The organism is Micromonospora sp. CNZ299 (genome assembly GCF_002754415.1).
This window is the reverse complement of record NZ_PEFG01000001.1, coordinates 3,861,504-3,880,680: the sequence shown is the minus strand read 5'-3', so window position 1 is coordinate 3,880,680 and position 19,177 is coordinate 3,861,504. Positions and strand designations below refer to the sequence as shown.

12 protein-coding genes and 3 rRNA genes are annotated in these 19,177 nt (G+C 68.3%); 4 read left to right on the top strand and 11 right to left on the bottom strand.

Annotated elements, in window-relative coordinates:
• Nucleotides 1-57: 57 nt before the first annotated feature.
• From rrf to tyrS, 4 genes are all read right to left on the bottom strand, one after another.
• Nucleotides 58-174: ribosomal RNA gene (gene rrf, locus CLT68_RS18145) — 5S ribosomal RNA — on the bottom strand.
• 85 nt (nucleotides 175-259) lie between these two features.
• Nucleotides 260-3,370 (bottom strand): 23S ribosomal RNA (locus CLT68_RS18140).
• 382 nt (nucleotides 3,371-3,752) lie between these two features.
• A 16S ribosomal RNA gene (locus CLT68_RS18135) occupies nucleotides 3,753-5,269 on the bottom strand.
• The 16S, 23S and 5S rRNA genes sit together here, the layout of an rRNA operon.
• Before the next feature lie 642 nt (nucleotides 5,270-5,911).
• Nucleotides 5,912-7,204, bottom strand: a complete 1,293-nt coding sequence (gene tyrS / locus CLT68_RS18125; RefSeq protein ID WP_099857304.1) for a tyrosine--tRNA ligase — start codon at nucleotides 7,202-7,204, stop codon at nucleotides 5,912-5,914.
• 107 nt (nucleotides 7,205-7,311) lie between these two features.
• Between tyrS and CLT68_RS18120 the strand changes: the two genes are divergently transcribed.
• Nucleotides 7,312-7,695 (top strand): PaaI family thioesterase, encoded by a 384-nt coding sequence (locus CLT68_RS18120; protein ID WP_185755482.1) that lies wholly within the window; start codon nucleotides 7,312-7,314, stop codon nucleotides 7,693-7,695.
• A gap of 19 nt (nucleotides 7,696-7,714) precedes the next feature.
• On the opposite strand, the gene CLT68_RS18115 is transcribed toward CLT68_RS18120, so the two are convergent.
• The 5 genes from CLT68_RS18115 to CLT68_RS18095 form a co-directional block, all read right to left on the bottom strand.
• Nucleotides 7,715-9,046 (bottom strand): hemolysin family protein, encoded by a 1,332-nt coding sequence (locus tag CLT68_RS18115; protein WP_099852312.1) that lies wholly within the window; start codon nucleotides 9,044-9,046, stop codon nucleotides 7,715-7,717.
• A 153-nt stretch (nucleotides 9,047-9,199) separates the two neighbouring features.
• Nucleotides 9,200-9,841 carry a hypothetical protein gene (locus CLT68_RS18110; RefSeq protein ID WP_099852310.1) on the bottom strand — a complete coding sequence of 214 codons (642 nt, stop codon included), beginning with the start codon at nucleotides 9,839-9,841 and terminating at the stop codon, nucleotides 9,200-9,202.
• A 9-nt stretch (nucleotides 9,842-9,850) separates the two neighbouring features.
• Nucleotides 9,851-10,351, bottom strand: coding sequence for a GNAT family N-acetyltransferase (locus CLT68_RS18105; protein ID WP_099852309.1), 501 nt, complete (start codon nucleotides 10,349-10,351; stop codon nucleotides 9,851-9,853).
• A 38-nt stretch (nucleotides 10,352-10,389) separates the two neighbouring features.
• Complete coding sequence (locus CLT68_RS18100) at nucleotides 10,390-11,865, bottom strand: serine hydrolase domain-containing protein (protein WP_099852307.1); 1,476 nt, start codon at nucleotides 11,863-11,865, stop codon at nucleotides 10,390-10,392.
• Between the two features lie 52 nt (nucleotides 11,866-11,917).
• Nucleotides 11,918-12,421 (bottom strand): ArsR/SmtB family transcription factor, encoded by a 504-nt coding sequence (locus CLT68_RS18095; RefSeq protein WP_247667586.1) that lies wholly within the window; start codon nucleotides 12,419-12,421, stop codon nucleotides 11,918-11,920.
• Between the two features lie 175 nt (nucleotides 12,422-12,596).
• On the opposite strand from CLT68_RS18095, the gene CLT68_RS18090 reads away from it, so the two are divergent.
• The 3 genes from CLT68_RS18090 to CLT68_RS18080 all read left to right on the top strand — a co-directional run bounded on the left by CLT68_RS18090 (nucleotide 12,597) and on the right by CLT68_RS18080 (nucleotide 17,198).
• The gene (locus CLT68_RS18090) at nucleotides 12,597-15,212 is read left to right on the top strand and encodes a cation-translocating P-type ATPase (RefSeq protein WP_486482215.1); all 2,616 of its coding nucleotides are present in this window, start codon (nucleotides 12,597-12,599) and stop codon (nucleotides 15,210-15,212) included.
• A gap of 50 nt (nucleotides 15,213-15,262) precedes the next feature.
• Entirely contained in the window at nucleotides 15,263-16,153 is an 891-nt protein-coding gene (locus tag CLT68_RS18085) for a universal stress protein (RefSeq protein ID WP_099852304.1), read from the top strand.
• 160 nt (nucleotides 16,154-16,313) lie between these two features.
• Nucleotides 16,314-17,198: a universal stress protein gene (locus tag CLT68_RS18080; protein ID WP_099852303.1), complete on the top strand. Its 885-nt coding sequence runs from the start codon at nucleotides 16,314-16,316 to the stop codon at nucleotides 17,196-17,198.
• Here the strand turns inward: CLT68_RS18080 and CLT68_RS18075 are convergent.
• Nucleotides 17,191-17,826 (bottom strand): FMN reductase, encoded by a 636-nt coding sequence (locus CLT68_RS18075; RefSeq protein ID WP_088947507.1) that lies wholly within the window; start codon nucleotides 17,824-17,826, stop codon nucleotides 17,191-17,193. The two genes, CLT68_RS18080 and CLT68_RS18075, sit on opposite strands and share 8 nt — an antisense overlap.
• Nucleotides 17,823-18,965 carry an LLM class flavin-dependent oxidoreductase gene (locus CLT68_RS18070; protein WP_088947506.1) on the bottom strand — a complete coding sequence of 381 codons (1,143 nt, stop codon included), beginning with the start codon at nucleotides 18,963-18,965 and terminating at the stop codon, nucleotides 17,823-17,825. The genes CLT68_RS18075 and CLT68_RS18070 overlap by 4 nt, the downstream gene beginning before the upstream one ends.
• Between the last annotated feature and the right edge of the window lie 212 nt (nucleotides 18,966-19,177).

Below are 19,177 nucleotides of genomic sequence, written 5' to 3'. Positions count from 1 at the left end.
AATGGCGCTACGCAGTCGAGGGCCGACCCGGATGGGGCGGCCCTCGACTGGAAGATTGTCCGGCGGCGTCCTACTCTCCCACACCCTCACGAGTGCAGTACCATCGGCGCTGGAGGGCTTAGCTTCCGGGTTCGGAATGTAACCGGGCGTTTCCCCTCCGCCATGACCGCCGTAACTCTATCGACATGTCAAACAACACCAACATGTGTGGTCTGTTGTTCGTTTATCGAGAGTTGCACAGTGGACGCGTAGCAGCTTAGTAGTCAAGTCCTCGGCCTATTAGTACCGGTCAACTGAACCCGTTACCGGGCTTACATTTCCGGCCTATCAACCCAGTCGTCTAGCTGGGGGCCTTACCCCACCAAGGTGGGTGGGATACCTCATCTTGAAGCAGGCTTCCCGCTTAGATGCTTTCAGCGGTTATCCCTTCCGAACGTAGCTAACCAGCCGTGCCCTTGGCAGGACAACTGGCACACCAGAGGTTCGTCCGTCCCGGTCCTCTCGTACTAGGGACAGCCCTTCTCAAGTATCCTACGCGCACGGCGGATAGGGACCGAACTGTCTCACGACGTTCTAAACCCAGCTCGCGTACCGCTTTAATGGGCGAACAGCCCAACCCTTGGGACCTGCTACAGCCCCAGGATGCGACGAGCCGACATCGAGGTGCCAAACCATCCCGTCGATATGGACTCTTGGGGAAGATCAGCCTGTTATCCCCGGGGTACCTTTTATCCGTTGAGCGACACCGCTTCCACTCGCAAGTGCCGGATCACTAGTCCCGACTTTCGTCCCTGCTCGACCTGTCAGTCTCACAGTCAAGCTCCCTTGTGTACTTGCACTCAACACCTGATTGCCAACCAGGCTGAGGGAACCTTTGGGCGCCTCCGTTACCTTTTAGGAGGCAACCGCCCCAGTTAAACTACCCACCAGACACTGTCCCTGAACCGGATAACGGTCCGAAGTTAGATACCCAAATCAACCAGAGTGGTATTTCAAGATTGCCTCCACCCATACTGGCGTATGGACTTCACCGGCTCCCACCTATCCTACACAAGCTAATTCGAGTACCAATGTCAAGCTATAGTAAAGGTCCCGGGGTCTTTCCGTCCTGCCGCGCGTAACGAGCATCTTTACTCGTACTGCAATTTCGCCGGGCCTGTGGTTGAGACAGTGGGGAAGTCGTTACGCCATTCGTGCAGGTCGGAACTTACCCGACAAGGAATTTCGCTACCTTAGGATGGTTATAGTTACCACCGCCGTTTACTGGCGCTTAAGTTCTCCGCTTCGCCCCGAAGAGCTAACAGGTCCCCTTAACGTTCCAGCACCGGGCAGGCGTCAGTCCATATACATCGAATTACTTCTTCGCATGGACCTGTGTTTTTAGTAAACAGTCGCTTCCCCCTGCTCTCTGCGGCCATACAACGCTCCACCCGCGCGGGGCTTCACGTCTCCGGCCCCCCTTCTCCCTAAGTTACGGGGGCAATTTGCCGAGTTCCTTAACCACAGTTCGCCCGATCGCCTCGGTATTCTCTACCTGACCACCTGTGTCGGTTTGGGGTACGGGCCGCTAAGAACTCGCTAGAGGCTTTTCTCGGCAGCATAGGATCACTGACTTCACCTGAATCGGCTCGGCATCACGTCTCAGCCTTAAATGTGTTGCGGATTTGCCTACAACACGGCCTACACGCTTACCCCGGCACAACCACCGGCCGGGCTCAGCTACCTTCCTGCGTCACCCCATCGCTTGACTACTACCCATCAGGTTCCCAGCCTCCCCGACATCCGTCCGAAGACATCAGTCAGTTCAGGTGGTTAGCACAACGAGGTTCATCAGGGACGCTCTTTCGCGGGTACGGGAATATCAACCCGTTGTCCATCGACTACGCCTCTCGGCCTCGCCTTAGGTCCCGACTCACCCAGGGCGGATTAGCCTGGCCCTGGAACCCTTGGTCATCCGGCGGAAGGGTTTCTCACCCTTCTTTCGCTACTCATGCCTGCATTCTCACTCGTGCCGCGTCCACAACTGGGTCACCCCGCTGCTTCACTCGCGGCACGACGCTCCCCTACCCATCCACACACCTGCACAAGGAATCAAGTCCAAGCGAGGTTAAAATGTGAATGCCACAGCTTCGGCGGTGTGCTTGAGCCCCGCTACATTGTCGGCGCGGAACCACTTGACCAGTGAGCTATTACGCACTCTTTAAAGGGTGGCTGCTTCTAAGCCAACCTCCTGGTTGTCTATGCGACCCCACATCCTTTTCCACTTAGCACACGCTTAGGGGCCTTAGCTGGTGATCTGGGCTGTTTCCCTCTCGACTACGAAGCTTATCCCCCGCAGTCTCACTGCCGCGCTCTCACTTACCGGCATTCGGAGTTTGGCTGATTTCGGTAAGCTTGTGGGCCCCCTAGACCATCCAGTGCTCTACCTCCGGCAAGAAACACGCGACGCTGCACCTAAATGCATTTCGGGGAGAACCAGCTATCACGGAGTTTGATTGGCCTTTCACCCCTAACCACAGGTCATCCCCCAATTTTTCAACATTGGTGGGTTCGGCCCTCCACGCGGTCTTACCCGCGCTTCAGCCTGCCCATGGCTAGATCACTCCGCTTCGGGTCTAGGACACGCGACTGAATCGCCCTATTCAGACTCGCTTTCGCTACGGCTCCCCCACACGGGTTAACCTCGCCACATGCCACTAACTCGCAGGCTCATTCTTCAAAAGGCACGCCGTCACCCCGCAAGGCTCCGACGGATTGTAGGCGAACGGTTTCAGGTACTATTTCACTCCCCTCCCGGGGTACTTTTCACCATTCCCTCACGGTACTTGTCCGCTATCGGTCACCAGGAAGTATTTAGGCTTACCAGGTGGTCCTGGCAGATTCACGGCAGATTTCAGGGGTCCGCCGCTACTCGGGAACACCCACAGAAGGTCAGCAACTTTCACCTACCGGACTTTCACCGTCTACGGTCAGCCATTCCAGACTGTTCGACTAGCCACTAACTTTGTAACTTCTCGAACAAGTGTCAGCTTGTTCAGCAGGGTCCCACAACCCCGACCACGCAACCCCTGACAGGTATCACACGCAGCCGGTTTAGCCTCGATCCGCTTTCGCTCGCCACTACTCACGGAATCACTAAATTGTTTTCTCTTCCTACGGGTACTGAGATGTTTCACTTCCCCGCGTTCCCTCCACACACCCTATGTGTTCAGGTGTGGGTGACACCACATGACTGGTGCCAGGTTTCCCCATTCGGACACCCTGGGATCACAGCTTGGTTGACAGCTCCCCCAGGCCTATCGCGGCCTCCCACGTCCTTCATCGGCTCCTGGTGCCAAGGCATTCACCGTTCGCCCTTGACAACTTGACCACAAAGATGCTCGCGTCCACTGTGCAATTCTCAACAAACGACCAACCCACAACCCGATCCGCCCCACACCAAACCCAGCCCTTCAGGACCAGCGGTATGTGGGGCCAGGCCATGCCTGGCAGACTCCCAGCCCCCACACCGGAGGGCTGGCCAAGTCTCTGAAACAACAACCAATGGTTGTTCCTTCAGGACCCAACAGGGTGCTCACATTCTCCCCCAGCCGCACCAACAGCAACCATTCCCACCACCGAAGTGGCTGTACTAGGCGCCGCCGGCCGTTGCCAGGGCAAAACTTGCCAGTGTCTCCGCCATCTGAGCACCCCACCACCACAGTCGGGCAGTGCGGGCTCCTTACCGACTTTCGTCGGAAGGTGCTCCTTAGAAAGGAGGTGATCCAGCCGCACCTTCCGGTACGGCTACCTTGTTACGACTTCGTCCCAATCGCCAGCCCCACCTTCGACGGCTCCCTCCCACAAGGGGTTGGGCCACCGGCTTCGGGTGTTGCCGACTTTCGTGACGTGACGGGCGGTGTGTACAAGGCCCGGGAACGTATTCACCGCAGCGTTGCTGATCTGCGATTACTAGCGACTCCGACTTCACGGGGTCGAGTTGCAGACCCCGATCCGAACTGAGACCGGCTTTTTGGGATTCGCTCCACCTCGCGGTATCGCAGCCCATTGTACCGGCCATTGTAGCATGCGTGAAGCCCTGGACATAAGGGGCATGATGACTTGACGTCATCCCCACCTTCCTCCGAGTTGACCCCGGCAGTCTTCGATGAGTCCCCGCCATAACGCGCTGGCAACATCGAACGAGGGTTGCGCTCGTTGCGGGACTTAACCCAACATCTCACGACACGAGCTGACGACAGCCATGCACCACCTGTGACCGCCCCCGAAGGACCTCACATCTCTGTGAGTTTTGCGGCCATGTCAAACCCAGGTAAGGTTCTTCGCGTTGCATCGAATTAATCCGCATGCTCCGCCGCTTGTGCGGGCCCCCGTCAATTCCTTTGAGTTTTAGCCTTGCGGCCGTACTCCCCAGGCGGGGCGCTTAATGCGTTAGCTGCGGCACAGGAAACCGGAGAGGTCCCCCACACCTAGCGCCCAACGTTTACAGCGTGGACTACCAGGGTATCTAATCCTGTTCGCTCCCCACGCTTTCGCTCCTCAGCGTCAGTATCGGCCCAGAGACCCGCCTTCGCCACCGGTGTTCCTCCTGATATCTGCGCATTTCACCGCTACACCAGGAATTCCAGTCTCCCCTACCGAACTCTAGCCTGCCCGTATCGACCGCAGGCTTGGGGTTGAGCCCCAAGTTTTCACGGTCGACGCGACAAGCCGCCTACGAGCTCTTTACGCCCAATAAATCCGGACAACGCTCGCACCCTACGTCTTACCGCGGCTGCTGGCACGTAGTTGGCCGGTGCTTCTTCTGCAGGTACCGTCACTCTCGCTTCGTCCCTGCTGAAAGAGGTTTACAACCCGAAGGCCGTCATCCCTCACGCGGCGTCGCTGCATCAGGCTTCCGCCCATTGTGCAATATTCCCCACTGCTGCCTCCCGTAGGAGTCTGGGCCGTGTCTCAGTCCCAGTGTGGCCGGTCGCCCTCTCAGGCCGGCTACCCGTCGTCGCCTTGGTAGGCCATCACCCCACCAACAAGCTGATAGGCCGCGAGCCCATCCCAAGCCGAAAAACTTTCCACCCCCAGCCATGCGGCCGGAAGTCCTATTCGGTATTAGCCCCCGTTTCCGAGGGTTATCCCAAAGCTTGGGGCAGGTTGCTCACGTGTTACTCACCCGTTCGCCGCTCGAGTACCCCGAAGGGCCTTTCCGCTCGACTTGCATGTGTTAAGCACGCCGCCAGCGTTCGTCCTGAGCCAGGATCAAACTCTCCAACAAAAAATTAGTTGAACAGCATCCTGACAACAAACAAATGTTGCCAAAGGAATCCCAACCAGCCAGCAAAAACTGACCAGTCCGGGGTATAAATCATAATTGGCACTGGCTTTACAAGCACCCTGTTGAGTTCTCAAAGAACAACCACACACCGACCAGAAGCCCCACCTCAGCGGAACCCCAACCGGGGCTTTTCGTTCGCGTCCCTTAGCGCTTTCCAGCGCCAGGCACTTTTACTACGTTACCCGCTGATTTCCGCCGTGTCAAACCGGTGTTTCGCGGTTCGTCGTGCTTCACCCGGTAATGCGGGCACCATGTCCCGACCGGCTTGCGCCGCTCTCGTCACGGATTTGGCAGGCCGGCCGCTGCGGTCTCCCGCAAGCTTGCCCGGTGCCCTGCCGGTTGGTAACCATACCCGGTCGGTTTCGCCGCGCCAAATCCGCCTCGCGGCGAACTCGGGGGCACCACCCGGTACCGGTTCCGAGAGGTACAACCCCTCCGACCCGGCGGTCATTCCCGCGCTCCGGCCGTCTCAGGCTTTCGCCTGTTTCGTCCGTTCCGCGCTGGCAGAGAGAAAGTTACGCGTCCGGCGGGATGATCGTCAAATCCGCCGGACGCGTCCCCCGTCACATCGTCGACAGTCGACTATTCGCCCAGCTCAACGCCCGCGAACGAGCGCTTGCCACGGCGCAGCACCAGGTATCGCCCGTGCAGCAGGTCGGTCGCCGACACTCCGGCGTCCACCTCGGTCACCCGGTTGTTGTTGACGTAGGCGCCGCCCTCGGCGATCACCCGACGGGCCTCCTTGAGGCCACTGACGAGCCCGGAGTCCCGCATCAACCCCGCCACATCCGGCAGTTCGCCGGAGAGACGCACCAGGCCGGCCTCTGTCAACGCCGCGCGCAGCGTCTCCGGGGCCAGGTCGTCCAGCGATCCGCGGCCGAAGAGGGCCTGACTGGCGGCGATCGCCTGTCGGGTCTCGTCGGCGCCGTGCACCAGGGTGGTCAGCTCCTCGGCGAGCGCCCGCTGTGCCAGGCGGGCCGCCGGCCGCTCGGCCGTCGCCTTCGCCAGCTCCTCCAGCTCCTCGCGCGTACGGAAGCTGAAGTAGCGCAGGTAGCGGTCGACCTCGCGGTCGTCGACGTTGAGCCAGAACTGGTAGAACGCGTACGGGCTGGTCAACGTCGGGTCGAGCCACACGGCGCCGCCCTCGGTCTTGCCGAACTTCGTGCCGTCGGCCTTGGTGACCAGCGGCGTGGTGAAGGCCTGCACCGGCCCCGCGCCACGTCGACGGACGTAGTCGACGCCGGCGGTGATGTTGCCCCACTGGTCGGACCCGCCGAACTGAAGCTGGCAGCCGTGCCGCCGGTGCAGCTCGTAGAAGTCGTTGGCCTGCAGCAGCTGGTAGCTGAACTCGGTGAAGCTGATGCCGGTCTCCAGCCGCGCCCGCACCACCTCCCGGGCGAGCATCTTGTTGACCGGGAAGTGCTTGCCCACGTCGCGCAGGAACTCGACCACCGACATCTCGCCGGTCCAGTCCAGGTTGTTGACCAGTCGCGCGGCGTTGTCCCCCGTGTACGACACGAAGGGCGCGAGCTGCTCACGGATCCTCTCGACCCAGCCGGCGATCACCTCGGGCGGGTTGAGCGTCCGTTCGGCGCTCTCCTTGGGGTCACCGATCTGCCCGGTCGCCCCGCCCACCAGCAGCAACGGGCGGTGCCCCGCGAGTTGCAGCCTGCGGGCCGTGGTGACCTGCATGAGCGAGCCGACGTGCAGGCTCTGCGCGGTCGGGTCGAAACCCACGTAATAGGTGGTGGCCGTCCCACCGTCGAGCAGCTCGCGCAGCTCGTCGAGGCCGGTCGAGTCCTGAATGAGGCCACGCCAGAGCAGGTCGTCGGTCAGGGAGTCCCGCCCGGACGGCGGGGGGCTGCTGTCGGTCACGGTCACCGATTCTCCCCCATCGCCGGCACCGACCCGTACCGGGTTTCCCGTAACCCGCCCCGGTTAGGCTTGCGCCCCGTTGATCGAGGAGGGGTTCTGCCGTGGAGATGCCGGATCTGACGGGTGGTTTTGTCGCCCTGCTCGGCCTGAAGTTCGAAGAGGCGTCCGCCGACCGGGTGGTCATCAGCTGGCGGGTCCGACCGGAGCTGCACCAGCCGTTCGGCATTCAGCACGGTGGCGTGTACTGCTCGGTCGTGGAGACCGCGGCCAGCGTGGGTGGTTCCCTCTGGCTGGGCGACCGGGGCACTGTGGTCGGCGTGTCGAACCAGACCGACTTCCTGCGGGCCGTCCGGGACGGGGAGCTGACCGCGGTCGGCACGCCGGTGCACCGGGGCCGCAGCCAGCAGCTGTGGCAGGTGGAGATCACCGACGCCGACGAGCGGCTGGTCGCCCGCGGTCAGGTCCGCCTCCAGAACCTCTCGCGCGACTGAGCGGCGGCACCCGGACGGTTCAGCTGCGGGCCTCGTCCAGCACCGGCTCCGAGGTCAGGTCGGCGTCGGGCTCGGAGTCGTCGGGCACCCGGCTGACCCGTACCTCGGTGATCGCCCGGTGGTCGATGCCGGCCACCATCAGCACCCAGCCGTCCAGGGTGACGTCCTCGCCGGCGACGGTGGGGATGTGCCCGAGTCGGGCCAGCACCAGCCCGGCGACGGTGGTGTAGTCGCCTTCCGGGCGCGACGGCAGCTCGACGCCGATGTCCGGAAGGTCGTGCACCGGGAAGGTGCCGGGCAGCAGGAGCGCGCCGTCGGGGTCGCGGCGGACCGAGCTCACGTCCCGGTCGGTCTCGTCGTAGATCTCACCGACGATCTCCTCCAGGATGTCCTCCAGCGTGACGATGCCGTCGACCGCGCCGCGCTCGTCCACGACGAGTGCGATGTGCTGGCGCTCGGCCTTGAACTGGCGCAGCGCCTCCACGACAGGCAACGAGTCGGGCAGCAGCATCGGGGGGCGGGCGATCTCGTCGACCGGGCGGTCGTCGGGCACCCCCACCAGGTCGCGCAGGTGGATCACGCCGGCCGTGTCGTCCAGGCCGCCGTGTCGCACGACCGGCGCGCGGGAGTGCCCGGTGGCGGCCAGCACGAGCCGCGCGGCCTCCGCGGTGGTCCCGCTGTCGAGCGTGAAGACCTGCAACCGGGGTACGAGGACAGCCCGCAACCGCCGGTCGGCGATCTCCACCGCGCCGGCGATGATGGTGCGTTGTTCCTTGGTGAAGCCGTGGTTGCCGGCGACGATGTCCCGCAGCTCGTCCGGGCCGATCTCCTCCGGCTGGTGCTTGGGGTTGAGCCCGACCAGGCGGACCACCACGTCGCTGGTGGCGCCGAGCGCCCAGACGGCCGGACGGGTGAACGTGGCGAGCAGGTCGAGTGGGCGGGCCACCAGCAGCGCCCACCGCTCGGCGGCCTGCATGGCGATCCGCTTGGGTGCCAGCTCGCCGAAGACGAGTGTGACGAATGTCAGCGCGAGGGTGACCACCACGATCGCCATCGTCTCGGCGGCGCCGCCGAAGATTCCGAGCAGCGGCACGAGAGGCTTGGCCAGCGAGACCGCCGCGGCGGCGGAGGCGAGGAAGCCGGCGAGGGTGATGCCGATCTGGATGGTGGCCAGGAAGCGGTTCGGGTCCTTGGCGAGGCGGGCCAGCACCCGGCCCCCGCGACTGGTCCGTTCCAACCGCTGGATCTGGCTGTCCCGCAGTGACACCAACGCCATCTCGCTGCCCGCGAAGAGCGCGTTGATCACGACCAGGATTCCGACCAGGGCCAGTTGGCTCCCGTAGCTCTGCACGCCCGGTTCGCTCCCTCGTGGTGGTGGCACCGGCCGGTACGCGCGGCGCCCCGCCGTTCGGCGAGCCCGCCCGGCGTAGGCGTGTGATTGCCCCATCCGGTGCCCGCTGAATCCTGCGCCCGCGAGGCTACGCCGGATAGGTCGCCGGTGACGCTACGCGGGATCGGCGGCCGGGGTGGTCGGCAGATCGAGGACGTACGAGTCGCCCTCCGGGCGGAAGCCGAGCCGGTGGTAGTACGGCGCGACCATCCGGGGCGGGCTGACCACCTGGCGGAAGCCCCGTTCGGTGAACAGGTGGCTGCGCCGGTAGACGAACTCGCCCGGGGTGAAGTCGCGGAACTTGGGGGTCACGTAGTCCAGGTCGATCTGGGCGACACCGCGGGCCTCGGCGTGGGACAGCACGACGCCGACCACCTCGTCGGCGGTGACCACCAGGAAGGCGGATCGTCCCGAGGTGTCCGGGTCCCACCGGAAGTCGGGGTTGAAGCGGGCGATGTCGGCGGCGTGCACGCGCAGCGTGTGGGCGAGGAACTGGTCGCCGACGCCGACCTCGACCACCTGGTAGGTCTTCTCGTCGTGCCGGGTGGCGAGCATTCCCCGCAGGTACCAGAGGTTGATCACCGTAAGCACGATGTTGAGCCCGACCATGGGCCAGACCTCGATCGCGGCGTTGTAGCCGATCAGCACGAGGCAGCCGACGAGGTTGAGCGCGCGCAGCCGCAGGATGCGCGACTGCAGCAGCGACCAGACCAGCACCGCGGAGCCGGCCCAGCCGACGAGATCCAACCAGTTCACGCCGCGAGACTAGTGCCCGCCCAGGTCAGGACCGTCGGCGGGCAGCTCCAGCAGCCACTCCTCGACGTCTTCGCCGCGGCCGTTGGCGTACCCCGAGTCCTCGCCGACCACCACGAACCCGCACTTGCGCAGCACCGCTAGGGACGCGGCGTTGTCCTTGGCGGCGCGGGCGTGCACCGGTCGGGGCAGCTCGCGCAGCAGGGCGGCCAGGGCCGCCGTGGCGTGGCCCCGGCCCCAGCGTTCCCTGTCGATCCAGTAGCTGACCTCGGTCTGGTCGCCGGCCGGGAAGGCGCTCACGTAGCCGACCACCTCGCCGTCGACCTCGACGGTGCGGACCCGGTTCGCCGGGTTGGTGAGCACCCGGGCCCAGTGCCGGGCGAACTCCCGACGGTCGGACGGGTCCTTGGCGACGAAGGCGGCCATCCGGTTGGCCTCCGGGTCCTGCTGGAACAGGAAGAACTCGACGAGGTCGTCCTCCAGGACCGGGCGCAGCCGCAGATCAGAAGTCATCGGCCGAGGGTACGCAACGGTGGGCCCGCGCGGCTCGCTCAGTCGCTCACGGCGGCGACCGCCAGCACGGCGGCTAGCAGGGAGCTGGCCACGGACAGCAGGCGACGCCACGGCACCCGCGCGTCGACCACCGGCAGGGCGGACCACCGGGTCACGGCCAGTGTCGCTCCCGCCGCGGACAGCCCGGCCCCGAGCGGCCAGAGCCAGACCGGCACCACCGACCAGTCGCCCATCCGGTGCGCCAACCCGAGATAGGCGAACGCCCACACCACCGCCGCCACCACTGTCACCCGGTCCAGTTCGCGGCGGCGGGCGGTGCCGAACAGGGACAGGCCGCCGAGGAAGGTGAACGCCACAGCGAGACCGGCGCCGATCCAGACGGGAGCCGGCGTAGTCCCCGCCCCCGCCTCCTTCTCCGGTACGCCGAGCAGCCGCAGCCCGATCGGCTCGACGCCCTTGTCGGTGTTGCCGAGCACCACCACCGCCCTGCCGGTGGCCCGTTCGAAACCGATGTAGGACCGGAACCCGCCGGTCCCGCCGTTGTGCCAGACCACCTCGTGGTCGCCGTGCCGGGTGGTGAACCAGCCGTACCCGATGTGGGTGTTCTCGTCCTCGCGGAACCGGGCGGTGGCGGCGTCGGCGCCGGGCGCGGTGCCGGCGAGGGTCGCGGCGGCCAGGCGGCCCAGGTCCTCGGCGGTGGACCAGGGGCCGACGCCGGCCGGGGCGTACCCCACTCCCGACCAGGTGTCGAGGGGCCGGCCGGAGGCCCGGCCGCCCAGGGCGCGGCCGGACGGCAGGTCGTCGGCGTGGGTGGCGATCACTGTGGCGTCCATCCCGAGCGGTTGGAGCAGCCGCGCCCGCAGCAGATCGGCGTACGCGACGCCGGCCCTGGCTGCGAGCGCGTGGCCGAGCACGGACGGCCCGAGGTTGGAGTAGTGGACCTCGCCGCGCTCGTCATCGTCGGGGGTGACCCGGTCGGCGGCGCTGCGGACGGCGTCGGTGTCCTGCCCGGCGTACGGGTTGCCGCCGGACACGTTGGACCAGAGGATGCGTGCCCAGCCCAGGATGCCGTCGGGGGCGAGCCGGGGCAGACCGGCGCGGTGGCTGGCCAACTCGGCGAGCGTCACGTCGCGGGCGGGGCCGGTGACCGTGGGCCAGGTGGCGCCGAGAGGGTCGTCGGGGCGGACGACCCCGGCGGCGGCCTGGTCGGCGAGGAGCATGCCGGTGAGCGCCTTGGTGACCGAGCCGATCTCGAACGAGGTGCCGGGCTCGACGGGCTGGCCGGTCCGGTCCCGGTCACCCAGGCCGGCGGTGCGGATCCGGCCGTTCTCGACCAGTGCGACGGCGAGCCCGCGGTGACCCGACGGGTCGCGTACGGCCGCGCGTGCGGCGCCGGCCAGGTCGGCGTCGCCGGTGGTCTGCGCGCCGAGGCGGGCCACCCGGGGCATGAGCGCGATTCCGGCGAGGCCGGCGATCAGCGCGACGACGATGGTGATCACTGTCGTCCGGCGCATGGTGCTTCTCCCTGCTGCTCGTCGTGTGGGCGGTCGGTGCTGCGGGCGTGGGTCATCGGCCGGCGGCGGTGAGGATGGTCAGCAGCGGCACCACGCGTTCGGCGGGGACGGCCCACCGACCCCGGCCGGTGCTGCTCAGCCAGCCGGCGGCGGTGATCTGGCGCAGGTGGTGGTGGAGTTGGCCGGTGGTGCCCAGTTCCTCGATCTCGGCGAGCTCGCTGGTGCTCTGCCGGCCGTCGAGGATCTCGCGCAGCAGCCGCAGCCGCACCGGGTGGGCCAACGCGGAGAGCGTGCTGGCCAGCTCTGTCCAGTCGGCGGCGAGCACGTCGTCGACGGTGCGGCCGTACTGCCAGTCGTAGTGCTGCCCGGCGACCCGGACGGTGCCGGTGTAGAGGACTGCGCCGGTGCCCTCGGGCGGCAGGCGCTGCTTGAGGCCGTCGAGTGCCCAGAAGGTGCCCTCGGATGCGGGTGGCGCTGGTGGCGCCGCCGCCAGGCGCTCGTTCAACGCGGCAACCTGGGTCTCCAGCGCGGCGAGCCGCGACTCCATGGTGGTCATAGGTTGATAGTACGTACAAACGTATTCCCGTACAAGCCGTGGTCCGGGAGGGCCGGCGCGGGTCTTTGGTCCCGAGCCCCTCGGGCGCAAGGCCTCTGCCCTGGGTGATCAGTCAGCGGGATGGTGAGACGGACGGCGTGCGGATGTCGCGCCGCGCGGGACGGGGAGGTCACTGGTGGCGAATACGGGCGGTCCGGGCCGGACGCTGGAGGGCACGATCGATGTGCCCGTCGCGGTCGGGCTCGACGCGGCGGAGGCCGCCGCCCGATTGCGGGTGAACGGACCCAACGCGGTGGCACCGCCGCCGCGCCGGCACGCGGCCGTACGGGTGCTGCACCAGCTCACCGACCCGCTGGTCGCCCTGCTGCTCGCCGCCGCGGTGGTGACCACGGTGCTCGGCGACTACCCGGACACCGCGGTGATCGTCCTGGTCGTGCTGGTGAACACGATCATCGGGGTGGTGCAGGAGATCCGCGCGGACCGCGCCATCGCGGCGCTGGGCCAGCTCGCCGCCCCCACCGCCCGGGTGGTCCGTGACGGCCGGGACCTGGCCGTCCCCGCCGCCGACCTCGTCCACGGTGACCTCGTCCGGATCGAGGCCGGCGACATCGTCCCGGCCGACCTGCTGCTGGTCGAGGCGAACCGGCTGCAACTGGATGAATCCGCGTTGAGTGGTGAGTCGGTACCGGTGGGGCGGACCGTCGGTCAGGAGGCGCTGGCCGGGACGGTGGTCACCACCGGACGCGCGGACGGCACCGTGCTCCGGACGGGGCCGGCGAGCGCGTTGGGCCGGATCAGCGCCCTGGTGGCGGGCACGCGGCCCGGCGCCACTCCCCTGCAGCGCCGGCTCTCCGCCCTGGGCCGCACGCTCGGGTTGGTCGCGGTCGTGCTGTCGGGGCTGGTCTTCGCGATCGGGGTGATCAGCGGTCGGCCGCTGGTCGACATGGCCATCACGGCGGTGAGCCTGGTCGTCGCGGCGGTACCCGAGTCGCTGCCGGCGGTGGTGACCCTGGCGCTGGCGCTGGGCGCGCGCCGGATGGCCGCCGCGCACGCCATTCCGCGTCGGCTGCACGCGGTGGAGACACTCGGCTCGGTGACCGTGATCGCCTCCGACAAGACGGGCACCCTCACGGAGGGGCGCATGGCGGTGCAGCAGGTCGCCACCACCGACGGGGAGCGGTACGAGGTCACCGGCAGTGGGTACGCCCCGCACGGCGCCGTGCACCAGGATGGCACGCCGGTGGCCGTACCGGAGGAACTCCGCCGACTGGCGCGGGCCGGGCTGCTCTGCAACGACGCCGCCCTGTCACCCCCAGACGACGAACGACGCGACTGGGGCGCCGTGGGCGATCCTCTCGAAGCGGCACTCGTGGCCTTCGCGGCCCGGTGCGGCCTCGACCCGCAGGACACCCGCGCGGCCTGGCCACGGGTCGCCGAGCACCCTTTCGACCAGGCCCAACGGCGGATGGTCACGGTGCACCGCTCCTGCGACCAGCGCTATCTCGTGGTCTGCAAGGGCGCCCCGGAGAGCGTCCTCACCACGTCCCTGCTCGATGTCACCGACGACGAGATCGCCGCACTGACCCGCACCGCCCACCGGCTCGCCGGGGAGGGCCTGCGGGTGCTCGCCGTAGCCGCCGCCCTGGCGGACACGTCGCCGGACCCCGCCGCGCCGACCGGCCTGCGCCCGCTCGGGCTGGTCGCCGTCGGTGACCCGCTGCGCGCCGGCGCGCCCGAGATCGCCGAGAGCCTCGACGCCGCCGGGGTACGGCTGCTGCTGATCACCGGCGATCACCCGGCCACCGCCGCCGCGATCGGCTCCCAGCTCGGCCTGTGGCACGACGGTGATCCTCTCGCCCGCGGCGACGACGACTCGACGGCGCACCCGGACACCCGCGTCTTCGCCCGGACCCAACCGGAACAGAAGCTCGACATCATCGCGGACCTGCAGGCCCGCGGTCACGTGGTCGCGATGACCGGCGACGGAGTCAACGACGCGCCGGCGCTGCGCCGCGCCGACATCGGGGTGGCGATGGGTGGCGGCACCGAGGTCGCCCGGCAGGCCGCCGACCTGGTCCTCGTCGACGACGACCTGTCCACTGTTGCCGCCGCCATCGGCGAGGGCCGCCGCATCTACGACAACATCCGCCGGTTCCTGCGCTACGCCCTCTCCGGTGGGGTGGCGGAGATCATGGTGATGCTCATCGGCCCGCTGTTCGGGCTGGCCGTACCGCTGTTGCCCGCCCAGATCCTCTGGATCAACCTGCTGACCCACGGGGTGCCCGGGGTGGCGCTCGGCGCCGAGCCGGCCGAGCCCGGCACCCTGCGGCGCGCGCCGCGCTCGCCACAGGAGTCGGTGCTCGGCGCCGGGCTCGGTCGGGACGTCCTGGTCACCGGCGCGCTGATCGCCGCCGTGGTGCTCGGCGCCGGTGTGGTCGCCGCCGCCCGGGACCTGCCCTGGCAGTCGGTGGTCTTCGTGGTGCTCGGGCTGGCCCAGCTCGGCGTGGCACTGGCCGTCCGGGCACCCCGGCCAGCGGGCGCGCGGCGCGGCAACCCCGGCCTCCTCGTCGCGGTCGCGGTGTCGGCACTGTTGCAGGTCGGCGGGGTGCTGTTCGCCCCGCTGCGGGACCTGCTCGGCACCGACCCCCTGGCACCGACCGTGCTGCTGGCCTGCGCGGTGGTCAGCGCCCTGCCCGGGTTGGTGCTGCGGCTGACCCGTCGCCGTCCGACACCGCCGAGCGACCGGGTCGACGGGACCAATGGCCCCCGGTCCCTTACCTTCCGCCCCTGACCGTCCGGCCCGCACCGCAGGAGGATGAAGACGGAACTAAGGAGGACGTGATGACCAACAGATCCGGTGCCCCCGTGGTGGTGGCTGTGGACGGCTCGACATCGGCGCTGGAGGCGGTGCGGTTCGCCGCCCGGGAGGCCGCGACGCGGGGCCGCCCGCTGCGGGTGGTGCACGCGTTCATCTGGTCGCTCTACGGCGTGTCGTTGGAGCCGGCGCCGGGCGCTCCCGTCAACGCCGGGTTCCGGCACCAGGCGGAGCAGTTGGTCGCCGAGGCGGTGACCGAGGCCAGCAAGGTCGCACCGGAGCTCGCCGTCACCGGCGCGATCGTCGAGGGCGCGCCCACGCCGATGCTGCTGGTCGAGGCCCGGGACGCGGCGCTGCTGGTGCTCGGCAGCCGGGGCCTGGGCGGCTTCGGCGGGCTGCTGATCGGCTCGGTGGCGGTGCAGGTCTCCGCCCGCGCCGACTGCCCGGTGCTGGTCGTCAAGGGTGAGGCCCGCGCCGACGGGCCGGTCCTGGTCGGGGTCGACGGCTCGGACCTCTCCGCCCAGGCGTTGGGGTTCGCCTTCGAGGAAGCCTCGTTGCGCGGCACCGATCTGGTGGCGGTGCACGCCTGGATCATCCCGGCGGCGCCGAGCGACCTTCTGCCGATAGCGAACGACGTGGAAGCGCTCATCGCCGAGGAGGAGCGGGTGCTCGCCGAGGCGATCGCCGGTTGGTCCGAGCGCTACCCCGACGTGCCGGTGCGGCGCCGAGTGGCGTACGGCGCACCGGCGCGGATGCTGGTGGAGGAGTCGGCCACGGCGCAGCTCACCGTGGTCGGTGCACGCGGCCGTGGCGCGCTGGCCGGCATGCTGCTCGGCTCGGTGAGCCACACGGTGCTGCACCACTCGCACAGCCCGGTGGTCGTCGTTCGGCACCGCCGCGAGGATCGCAAGGACTGACCCCTCGTACCGTCCGCGCCGGCCACTCCCCCTCGGCCGGCGCGGACCCACGTCCGGTGTCACGTCACCCGCCCGGCCGGCGCGTTCGGTCGGCCGGTGCCGGCGCGTTCGGCGCCGTGACGGCTGCGCACCGCCGACAATGGGCTGACCGACCCAGGGAGTGCCGATGAACCGACCTGTCGTGGTGGGCGTGGACGGATCGCAGTCCAGTCTCGTCGCCGCGGAGCACGCCGCCCGCGCCGCCCTGCTCCGGTCCCGAACGCTGCGCCTGGTGCACGGCTATCTGCATCCGTTCGGCTACGGCGTCCCGCTCAACCCGTACGAACTCGGGGTGCCGGTGCCCTCCGAGGAGGCGCAGAAGATGTTGGAGCGCACGGCGGCCGAGCTGACCGACCGGTGGCCCGGCCTGGTCGTCGAGGTGCGCCAGGTCGCCGGCGGCCCCGGCATCACCCTGATCGAGGAGTCCCGCCAGGCCGAGTTGGTAGTCGTGGGCAGTCGAGGGCTGGGCGGGTTCGCCGGGCTGCTGCTCGGCTCGGTCGGCACGCAGGTGGCCGCGCACGCGCACTGCCCGGTGCTGGTGGTCCGCCCGGACGAACAGCCGATCTCGGTGGACGCTCCGGTGCTCGTCGGCGTCGACGGGTCCGAGTCGTCCCGGCTCGCCGCGGGCTACGCCGCCGACGAGGCCGCCCTACGGGACGTGCCGCTGGTGCTGGTGCACGTCGGCCCTGCGGACGAGGAGCGGACGGTGCCGGAGGAGATCGAGAAGTCGCAGGCCGCGCACCAGGCCGACACGGTACGGCTGCTCGCCGACGCCTCCGCCGCCGTTCGCGCCGAGCATCCCGACCTGGTGGTGCGTGAGCATCCGGTCCGCGCGGCCGGCGCGGCCCAGGGGCTCGTCGAGGTCAGCGGCACGGCGTCGCTGCTGGTCGTGGGCACCCGGGGCCGGGCCGGCTTCGCCGGGCTGCTGCTCGGCTCGGTCAGTCAGGCGGCGATCCAGCACGCGCACTGCCCGGTGCTGGTCGCCCACCCCTACCCGGTCAGCTGACCGGTGTGTCGTCGGATCGACCGAGCATCTGTAGAAAGTCGGTGGTGAGGGCGAACGGGTCGGCGGGGCCGCTGGCCGGCGGTCGACGCTCGATCTGGTCGGCCAACTCCCCGGCGGCACGCCGGATCCGGCCGCGCAACGCGCCGTCGGCGGTGCCGTCCGACCAGTCTTCCGGTGCGGCGAAGACGGCGGTCGGGACCACCACCGAACGGAGGTAGGCGAACATCGGGCGGACGGCGTGTTCCAGTGCCAGCGAGTGCCGGGCGGTGCCGCCGGTCGCCCCGATCAGCACCGGCCGGTCGACCAGCGAACCCGAATCCAACACGTCGAAGAAGGACTTGAACAGCCCGTTGTAGGAGGCGCTGAAGATCGGGGTGACGGCGATGAGCCCGTCGGCCCCGGTGACCGCGTCGATGACCTCACGCAGCGCCGCCGGCGGGAACCCGGTGAGCATGTTGTTCACCACGTCGTGGGCGTACTCCCGCAGGTCGACGACGTGCAGCTCCACCTCGGAGCCGCGCCGGACCAACTCGTCGCGGGTGGCCGCGGCGAGCTGGTCGGCGAGCAGCCGGGTCGACGAGGGCTGACTCAGCCCCGCCGAGACCACGGCCAGGGTGCGGCGGGTCATCGGGTCGCCCCCTCCGGCGCCTTGCCCGTCACGTCGTCGACGGCGTGCACGGTGCTGTCCTTGGCGCCACCGGCGGCGGCGACCATCGCGGCGTGGGTGGGAGCCTCCGGCACGTGCGCCGGACGCAGCGCCGCGAACTCCTTACGCAGCACCGGCACCACCTCCTCGCCGAGCAGGTCGAGCTGCTCCAGCACGGTCTTCAGGGGCAGCCCGGCGTGGTCCATCAGGAAGAGCTGCCGCTGGTAGTCGCCGACGTACTCCCGGAAGCCGAGCGTGCGGTCGATGACCTGCTGCGGGCTGCCCACGGTCAGCGGGGTCTCCCGGGTGAACTCCTCCAGCGACGGCCCGTGCCCGTAGACCGGGGCGTTGTCGAAGTACGGACGGAACTCCCGGACCGCGTCCTGCGAGTTGCGCCGCATGAACACCTGCCCACCGAGACCGACGATGGCCTGGTCGGCGGAGCCGTGGCCGTAGTGCGCGTACCGCTGGCGGTAGAGCGCGATCATCCGCTGGGTGTGCTCCTTGGGCCAGAAGATGTGGTTGGCGAAGAAACCGTCGCCGTAGTACGCGGCCTGCTCGGCGATCTCCGGGCTGCGGATCGAGCCGTGCCAGACGAACGGGGGCACGCCGTCGAGCGGGCGCGGCGTCGAGGTGAACGACTGCAGGGGGGTGCGGTACTTGCCCTTCCAGTCGACCACGTCCTCGCGCCAGAGCCGGTGCAGCAGGTCGTAGTTCTCGATCGCGAGCGGGATGCCGGCGCGGATGTCCTTGCCGAACCACGGGTAGACCGGGCCGGTGTTGCCGCGGCCCATCATCAGGTCCACCCGGCCGCCGGACAGGTGCTGGAGCATCGCGTAGTCCTCGGCGATCTTCACCGGGTCGTTGGTGGTGATCAGCGTGGTCGCGGTGGACAGCAGCAGCCGCTCGGTGCGCGCCGCGATGTAGCCGAGCATGGTGGTCGGCGAGGAGGGCACGAACGGCGGGTTGTGGTGCTCGCCCGTGGCGAAGACGTCCAGGCCGACCTCTTCGGCCTTGAGCGCGATGGCGACCATCGCCTTGATCCGCTCATGCTCGGTCGGCTCCCGACCGGTGGTCGGGTCGACCGTGACGTCACCGACGGTGAAGACTCCGAACTGCATGACCAGCTCCCTGCGTGTAGAACCGGGTCATTCGTGGTGCCCGGACGCAGCTCTCAACTTATTTGACGACGCAACTATTCCGAAGGCGGCACGTCTCGGGGTGGCGCGGGTCACCTCCAACAGCGGACAGACGGGACCGAACGGGGCTTCGCCGCCGGGCTCAAGCCGGCCGTGACGTCGCTGGCGGCGGCCTGCTGGGTGGTCAGGTCTCG